This is a genomic window from Globicatella sp. HMSC072A10 (genome assembly GCF_001811625.1).
Taxonomy (GTDB): Bacteria; Bacillota; Bacilli; order Lactobacillales; family Aerococcaceae; genus Globicatella; species Globicatella sanguinis.
Window position 1 is genome coordinate 1 of the sequence record NZ_KV805731.1, and the last position, 6761, is coordinate 6761.

General features: G+C 33.5%; 7 protein-coding genes. 1 reads left to right on the forward strand and 6 read right to left on the reverse strand.

The window, feature by feature from the left end:
- Window positions 1–98: 98 nt before the first annotated feature.
- Window positions 99–212: a putative metal homeostasis protein gene (locus HMPREF2811_RS11220; protein ID WP_141749271.1), complete on the reverse strand. Its 114-nt coding sequence runs from the start codon at window positions 210–212 to the stop codon at window positions 99–101.
- Between the two features lie 378 nt (window positions 213–590).
- Between HMPREF2811_RS11220 and HMPREF2811_RS06405 the strand changes: the two genes are divergently transcribed.
- Entirely contained in the window at window positions 591–1844 is a 1254-nt protein-coding gene (locus HMPREF2811_RS06405) for an IS110 family RNA-guided transposase (RefSeq protein ID WP_071408621.1), read from the forward strand.
- 143 nt (window positions 1845–1987) lie between these two features.
- Here the strand turns inward: HMPREF2811_RS06405 and rpsN are convergent, their stop codons facing one another.
- From rpsN to HMPREF2811_RS06430, 5 genes are all read right to left on the reverse strand, one after another.
- On the reverse strand, window positions 1988–2257 hold the full coding sequence (rpsN, locus tag HMPREF2811_RS06410; RefSeq protein WP_071408622.1) for a 30S ribosomal protein S14: 270 nt from the start codon (window positions 2255–2257) through the stop codon (window positions 1988–1990).
- 9 nt (window positions 2258–2266) lie between these two features.
- Complete coding sequence (rpmG, locus tag HMPREF2811_RS06415; protein WP_071408623.1) at window positions 2267–2419, reverse strand: 50S ribosomal protein L33; 153 nt, start codon at window positions 2417–2419, stop codon at window positions 2267–2269.
- Window positions 2420–2705: 286 nt separating this feature from the next.
- Entirely contained in the window at window positions 2706–3290 is a 585-nt protein-coding gene (gene nrdG, locus HMPREF2811_RS06420) for an anaerobic ribonucleoside-triphosphate reductase activating protein (protein WP_071408624.1), read from the reverse strand.
- Window positions 3290–5422: an anaerobic ribonucleoside-triphosphate reductase gene (gene nrdD, locus HMPREF2811_RS06425; RefSeq protein WP_071408625.1), complete on the reverse strand. Its 2133-nt coding sequence runs from the start codon at window positions 5420–5422 to the stop codon at window positions 3290–3292. The genes nrdG and nrdD overlap by 1 nt, the downstream gene beginning before the upstream one ends.
- Before the next feature lie 85 nt (window positions 5423–5507).
- Complete coding sequence (locus HMPREF2811_RS06430) at window positions 5508–6167, reverse strand: hypothetical protein (RefSeq protein ID WP_071408626.1); 660 nt, start codon at window positions 6165–6167, stop codon at window positions 5508–5510.
- Window positions 6168–6761: the final 594 nt, after the last annotated feature.

Sequence of the window (6761 nt, forward strand, 5' to 3'; positions counted from 1 at the left end):
TTTCTATATTTATTATCACCAAGCTATCGCTAGATATAATCTTATTGTTCATGGTCAATTTTCGTCAGTCAATTAACTTTACGCTCTAATTTTTCTGACTATGACGCTTTACGTTGCTTTTTACTTTGTTTAATTATTGCCAGTGCTCTTTTTCTTGTTTTTCGATTCGGACTTTCTAAATATCGATAAGCACTTGAGACATTTAATTTCATTCGATTCCTCCTTGTAATATATATTTAAAGATCTTTTTTTACTAATGGGAAAATCATTAAAAACCCGAATATTAATCATATTGCTTGGTTATTGTGTCATATTCCTGAATAATAGGTCTTGGAAGGGACGACGGGATAACACAATTCCTCCTTGTAGCAAGACTACTTTTTGAGTCTGTGACCCGACCCATCCCCGCAAACAACCAACTCACTAGCTGTTTCCACTGCTTACCCACGGAATAAATAGTAGTTCTTTCCGGCGGCTTGGGTAAATTGTGATTAAATTCGATTAGGCAAGGGTGTTGTAAGGGATGGTGTTCAGGGATATCCCACAGTAACCAAGCATTTCCAAATAATTGATGAAAGGAGGTTCCTTCCATGAAATTAATTGTCGGTTTAGATGTTAGCTCAACTGAATTAGATGTTTGTTTTTTAACCAATGATGATCAACTCCCTGTCTTAAAACAAGTATGTTTTAACAATGACAAACTGGGGGCTAATCAAATCAAAGAGCTTATTTTAAAGTACGTTGAAGAACTTAACATCCAACAAATTGTGATTGGGATGGAAGCCACATCGCTTTATAGTTTCCACCCTGCAATGTTTTTTCACCAAGATCAAACATTAAATCAGCTCAATACCTCCGTCTTTGTCGAACAACCCAATAAAATTAAAAAATATCGGGAAGTGTTTGAAGAGAGCAAAGACGACCAACTTGACGCTTTTTATATTGCCGATTACTTTCGCGTTAATCGATACGGCGTTGCCATTTTAAAAGAAGAACAGTATATTGCACTTCAACATCTTACACGCACCCGGTTTCAATTGGTGGAAGATTTAGTTCGTACAAAACAACATTTTATCGAAAATATTTATTACAAATGTAATACCTTATCAAAAGAACTAAAACAAGATAATCAACATCATAGTGTGTTGAGCGCCACCATCATTGAATTAATGACAACCCAGTATACACTTGATGATTTAAACGCCCTCTCTCTTGAAGACTTGGGAGCACTCGTCAATCAACTGGGCCGAGGTCGATTTAATGATCCTGAAAAAATCGCTAAGAGTATTTCAAAAGCAATTCGTGGGAGTTATCGACTAAGCAAAACTCACCAGGAATCCGTTGATTGTGTGCTGAGTATTTTAGTGCGACAAATTCGTGGTATTGAAAAATCAATTAAAGAAATTGACAAGGCCATCGAAGATATTGTCGATACACTCCCTGAATATCAATGCTTAACAAGTATTCCAGGTATTGGTAAAGTCTATGCGGGAGGTATCATTGCTGAAATTGGTCAAATTGAGCGCTTTGTTAATCAAGCTCAAATCGCAAAATTTGCTGGTTTATACTGGCCACATAAACAGTCAGGAAAAATGATGTCTGAAAATACACATCTGGCAAAAAGGGGCAATCGATATTTACGTTATTACTTAGTTGAAGCCGCCAACTCTGTAAGAAGGTATGATCCTGATTACAAGGTTTACTACCAAAAGAAATACAATGAAACCCCGAAACACAAACACAAACGAGCCATTGTCTTAACAGCAAGAAAATTAGTGCGTCTGGTGGATGTGCTACTACGCAATCACCAACTTTATACGCCTCAAAAGGAGCGGATAGAGTAAATAACACGAATGTTATTTGACGATTTCCTTTTAAACGTTCCCTAAAAAAACAGGTTTTTTGGGGGCTTAGTTCAGTGCGCTCATAATTCAATTTTATTCGTGATTTTCGTCCATATTTTTACTTGACTCTTTACCACTAGACTCTACCAACTTGCCTTTTTAACGCCTAGAATTAAACCACGATGGGCAAGTTGTCTAAAATTAACTCTTGATAAACCAAATTTCCGCATATACCCTCGAGGACGACCATCTAGACAGTCTCTTCTTTTTAAGCGAATGGGGCTGGCGTTTCTTGGTAATTTTGCCAGCGCTTGGTAATCGTTATTACGCTTTAATTGTTGTCGCAATTGGGCGTACTGTTCAATCATAGCGAGTTGATTATGATATTTTGCAATTTTTGATTTTTTTGCCATACATTCTCCTTATTTTTTCACTTCTTTAAAAATAACGCGTTTTCTCAACTTAGGTGAGTATTTTTTCAATTCTAAACGTTCAGGGTTATTACGCTTATTCTTACTAGTTAAATACATGCGCTCACCTGTCTCTTTACATTCCATTAAAATATTAACACACATGTTAACACCTTCTTTAAATAGTAATTATTACCTATTATATAGTAAAGATTACTTTTTAGCAAGTTTTATAAAATCATCCCTTGCTTTTATATTGTTATGAGGGTCAAAACAAAGTATCCGCACGGCACTTTAGATAGCTCATGCTTGCCCGTTACTCAAAAAAAAGTTATCTATCAATTAGGTTTGAGCTGCCACTCCCTAATTGATAAATAACTCCATCTTTAATCGCGATACGTTTATTCTTTGATATCCATTAATCTTGTTTCATCATTTAATCGCAATACGTTCATTCTTCTGTTCCCATTGTTGATATCTCGTCATCTTGATAATACAAAACCACTTTATTTTGCTTTTTACTTTCTTTCACATTGATTATACGTTGATTTGAACTCCCACGAAAACGTAAAGTTAAATCACATTTTGCTAAAATAAACCGTCCATCCACTAAGACATCAACATAATCAAGTAATGCTAATTTATCATCTGTTTCTTGCTGTAATTCTTCCCAAGTATAACCAGACCACGACCAAATATCTTTAGTATCACCATACGTTTCTCTTACTCGCTTACAAAGACGCAATAATACCTTAGTGTTCAAGAATGGTTCTCCTCCTAACAAGGTTAATCCTTGGCAATAAGAAGCCTCTAAATCTTTAATAATTTGGTCTTCTAATTCTTGAGTATAATAAGTACCATAATTAAAATTTTGAATGATTTTATTATAGCAGCCCTCACATTGAAATAAGCAACCACTAACATATAAACTACAACGGACCCCTTCACCATCGACAAAGTTGTATGGCTTATAATCGGCAATTTTATGTTGTGACCAATCTTCTGCACGCCATTCTTTGGGTTGTGGATTCTTCATTATAAAGAACCTTTCATATGTTTTTTACGAGCAGAAATTTCTTTATGACGTCCTTTTACCATTGGTCTTAACTGTGGATTTCCTAAATAACCACATGTTCTCTTTACGACGTCACAAGTTTCAGGATTACGATTGCCACATTGAGGACATTGAAACCCTCTTTCGGTTGGTTTAAAATCACCATCATATCCACATTCATAACAATGATCAATCGGTGTATTGGTACCTAAATAGCCCACTTTTTGATACGCATAATCCCAAACAGCCTCTAAAGCTTTAGGATTTTGACGCATATTAGGATACTCACAATAATTAATAAATCCACCTGAAGTATAGGGTAAATATTCTGATTCAAAATCTAGCTTTTCAAAAGGTGTTGGTTGTTTTCGAACATCATAGTGGAAGGAATTAGTATAATAATCTTTATCTGTTACATCGGGAATCATACCATAAAACTCTTGATCCATCCGACAAAAACGATCGGTTAAACTTTCTGAAGGTGTGCCATAAATACTAAAATGATAGCCATATTGTCTAGCTAATTTATCTGCATATGCTTTCATATATTTTAAGATGTCTACTGTAAATTGCTTGGCTTCAGCGTTCGTTTCCCAGTTAGGACCATAAAAGACAGTCCCTACTTCATAAAGTCCAATATAACCCATTGATACGGTCGCACGACGGTTTTTAAAAACTTCATCTACCGAATCATTTGTTGTTAGACGTTTACCAAAAGCACCATGTTGATATAAGATGGGTGCATTTTCAGGCAACGCTTCTTTTACACGTTCAACACGATATACTAGGGCCTCTTCTAAAATTGACAGACGTTCATCTAATAGTTCCCAGAAACGATCTTTCGATTGCATCGATTCAATCGCAATACGAGGTAAATTTAAGGTCACGACACCTAAATTCATTCGTCCCTCATTGACTTGATTGCCCTCTTCATCTTGCCATCCTTGTAAAAAAGAACGACACCCCATCGGTGCTTTAAAACTTCCTGTAAATTCGACAATTTTATCATACATTAACACATCTGGATACATCCGCTTAGTAGAACATTCTAACGCTAACTGCTTTATATCATAGTTTGGATCAGTAGATTTTAAGTTCACTCCATCCTTTAAAGTAAAGACTAATTTAGGAAAAATCGCTGTACGTTTTTCTTTACCTAATCCTAAAATTCTAACCTTAAGAATTGATTTTTGAATTTCACGAGCGTACCAGGACGTTCCTAGTCCAAATCCTAAAGTAGTAAAAGGTGTTTGTCCTTGAGATGTATATAATGTATTGATTTCATACTCTAAACTTTGCATTGAATCATATATATCTTTTTTAGTTTGTTTAATCGCAAACTCTTTTTGTTTCTGAGCATCTTCAATCCAATCGGCAGCAGTTTTAAGATGCTTTTTATAATTAAGCTCTGCATATTGTGCTAACAATTCATCAATACGATTAACACTAGTACCTCCATATTGACTGCTAGCCACATTAGCGATAATTTGCGCCATTTGAGCAGTCGCTGTCTGAATTGATTTTGGTGATTCTACGTGAGCATTTCCGATTTGGAAACCATTCTCAAACATTTGTTTAAAATCTATTAAACAGCAATTAGTCATCGGTGCATACGGATGATAGTCTAAGTCATGATAGTGAATTTGACCTTTTAAATGAGCCTTTTTGACCCTTTCAGGCAATAAATCTAACCCGACTACTTTTGAAAGTACACCAGCTGTTAAATCTCTTTGAGTATTAAAGACACGACTATCTTTATTAGCATTTTCATTCACAATTTGTGAGTTGCGAGAACGTAGTAGGTTAACTTGATACTCTAAATTAGTAGCCTTTTCTTCAATTTGAGAAATCTTTTTTGCAAACTTATCTTCAGTGTCTATTTGATTTACAGAAGATATAATCTCTTTTATGGAACTACTCTTAATCATACTATCTTCATTGGCCTGAAAAATACGGTTTGATATTTCGGCAATTTTGTCATCTGCATTGTGATGCCCGGAACGTTTTAAACTAAAAATCATTTTGTTTAAATTGAATTTTTCTTTTCTGCCATCACGTTTTTGTACAGTTAAACTATCAAAATTAATTTGTTTTTTGTTTAAATCCACTACCATTCTCATCACCCCAAATACTATATGTAGTGTTCACATTGAACATAGTACCATATATATAGTATTTTAGCTAGTGTTTGCATAAAAATTATTTATTAATAAAATATAAAAAATAATTTAGTATATAGGCTAATTCTGGTTTGTTCAAACGTTCTAAAATACTTTCACAAAGTGTTACATTTTCTAATAAATCTTCTAAATAAATACAATTCGCTTTAATAGACCGATTAATTAGATATTCGTTTGAAAAAACATATGATATAAGCGAAAATTTCTTCTCAGTAAAATGATTAGCATCAACAATTTCACAATAGGGTTTAATAAGGTTCACAAATTCATCGAAAGAATATTGTTCGAAAAATTGATGAAGTGTTTCTAAAGGTACATTATGCAAGAAACTATCCTTCTTACCGTATAATAAATCAGTCAATCCACTAAAATATGGCTTCATTCGAATTAACTGAGTGCACAATTTATTAGATTTAATTTTATCTTGTGTTTGAATATACTGCCAGCTATCTACTAATTCATATAAAGCTTCACGTACTAAGAAACCTCTCATCACACATTCGACATGAGAATAATATTGATCGAATGAATAAATCAAAGGAAAATTACTATAATGATCAGCTTCTGACCGGTCATATAAAAAATCTAACATAAAAGGACTATCGAGAATTGTATCTCTAGAATAATAAGCTATTGGTAAATGTAAATAAAAATTAAAACTCTTACGAAAGACAACCATCACTTTCCTCCTTTTTATACTATACTGAAAAATATATTAACATGGAAACGATTACAAGTCAATCAATTAATAAATTTTATTTATAATAATATTAATATACTAATATATCTAATTAAATTGTATAAACCATAATAATAACTGCATAGTTTTATAAAAAACTGAGCATTGTTTACTTGGTTTTTGATGAAAAGTAGAAATTTTACTCCCATAAGATAACCTCAAAACTATTGTTGAAGCACCTGAATAAACTGCTGCCAACATAATGAGTGATATAACTCAAAATCAATGGCCTATATCATTTGAACACCATCATAACTAAATTAGGTGCCAGCCCAATAATTGTAAATTTATAAAATTCATTGGAGAAAAAATTAATTTAAAAAATTGTAAATGAACAAAGTCATATCTTTTCACCCACACCATAAAGTGTGTAGGCTCATGTTCATATTTCAAACCAACAACACCTAAAAATAGCGCTAATGGTCTACACCAACACAAAAAATTATAGAACCCATGTTCATCTGTCTAACCCAATTCACCTATATATAGACATAAAAAAACCGGCTCTATGTCAAGTAGTGTTGGTAAATAGTA

Excerpts from the sequence above, each read along its gene's own strand:
- rpsN (WP_071408622.1), bottom strand. The coding sequence starts at position 2,257 with ATGGCAAAAAAATCAAAAATTGCAAAATATCATAATCAACTCGCTATG.
- rpmG (WP_071408623.1), bottom strand. The coding sequence starts at position 2,419 with ATGTGTGTTAATATTTTAATGGAATGTAAAGAGACAGGTGAGCGCATG.
- HMPREF2811_RS11220 (WP_141749271.1), bottom strand. The coding sequence starts at position 212 with ATGAAATTAAATGTCTCAAGTGCTTATCGATATTTAGAAAGTCCGAAT.
- nrdD (WP_071408625.1), bottom strand. The coding sequence starts at position 5,422 with ATGGTAGTGGATTTAAACAAAAAACAAATTAATTTTGATAGTTTAACT.
- HMPREF2811_RS06405 (WP_071408621.1), top strand. The coding sequence starts at position 591 with ATGAAATTAATTGTCGGTTTAGATGTTAGCTCAACTGAATTAGATGTT.
- nrdG (WP_071408624.1), bottom strand. The coding sequence starts at position 3,290 with ATGAAGAATCCACAACCCAAAGAATGGCGTGCAGAAGATTGGTCACAA.
- HMPREF2811_RS06430 (WP_071408626.1), bottom strand. The coding sequence starts at position 6,167 with ATGGTTGTCTTTCGTAAGAGTTTTAATTTTTATTTACATTTACCAATA.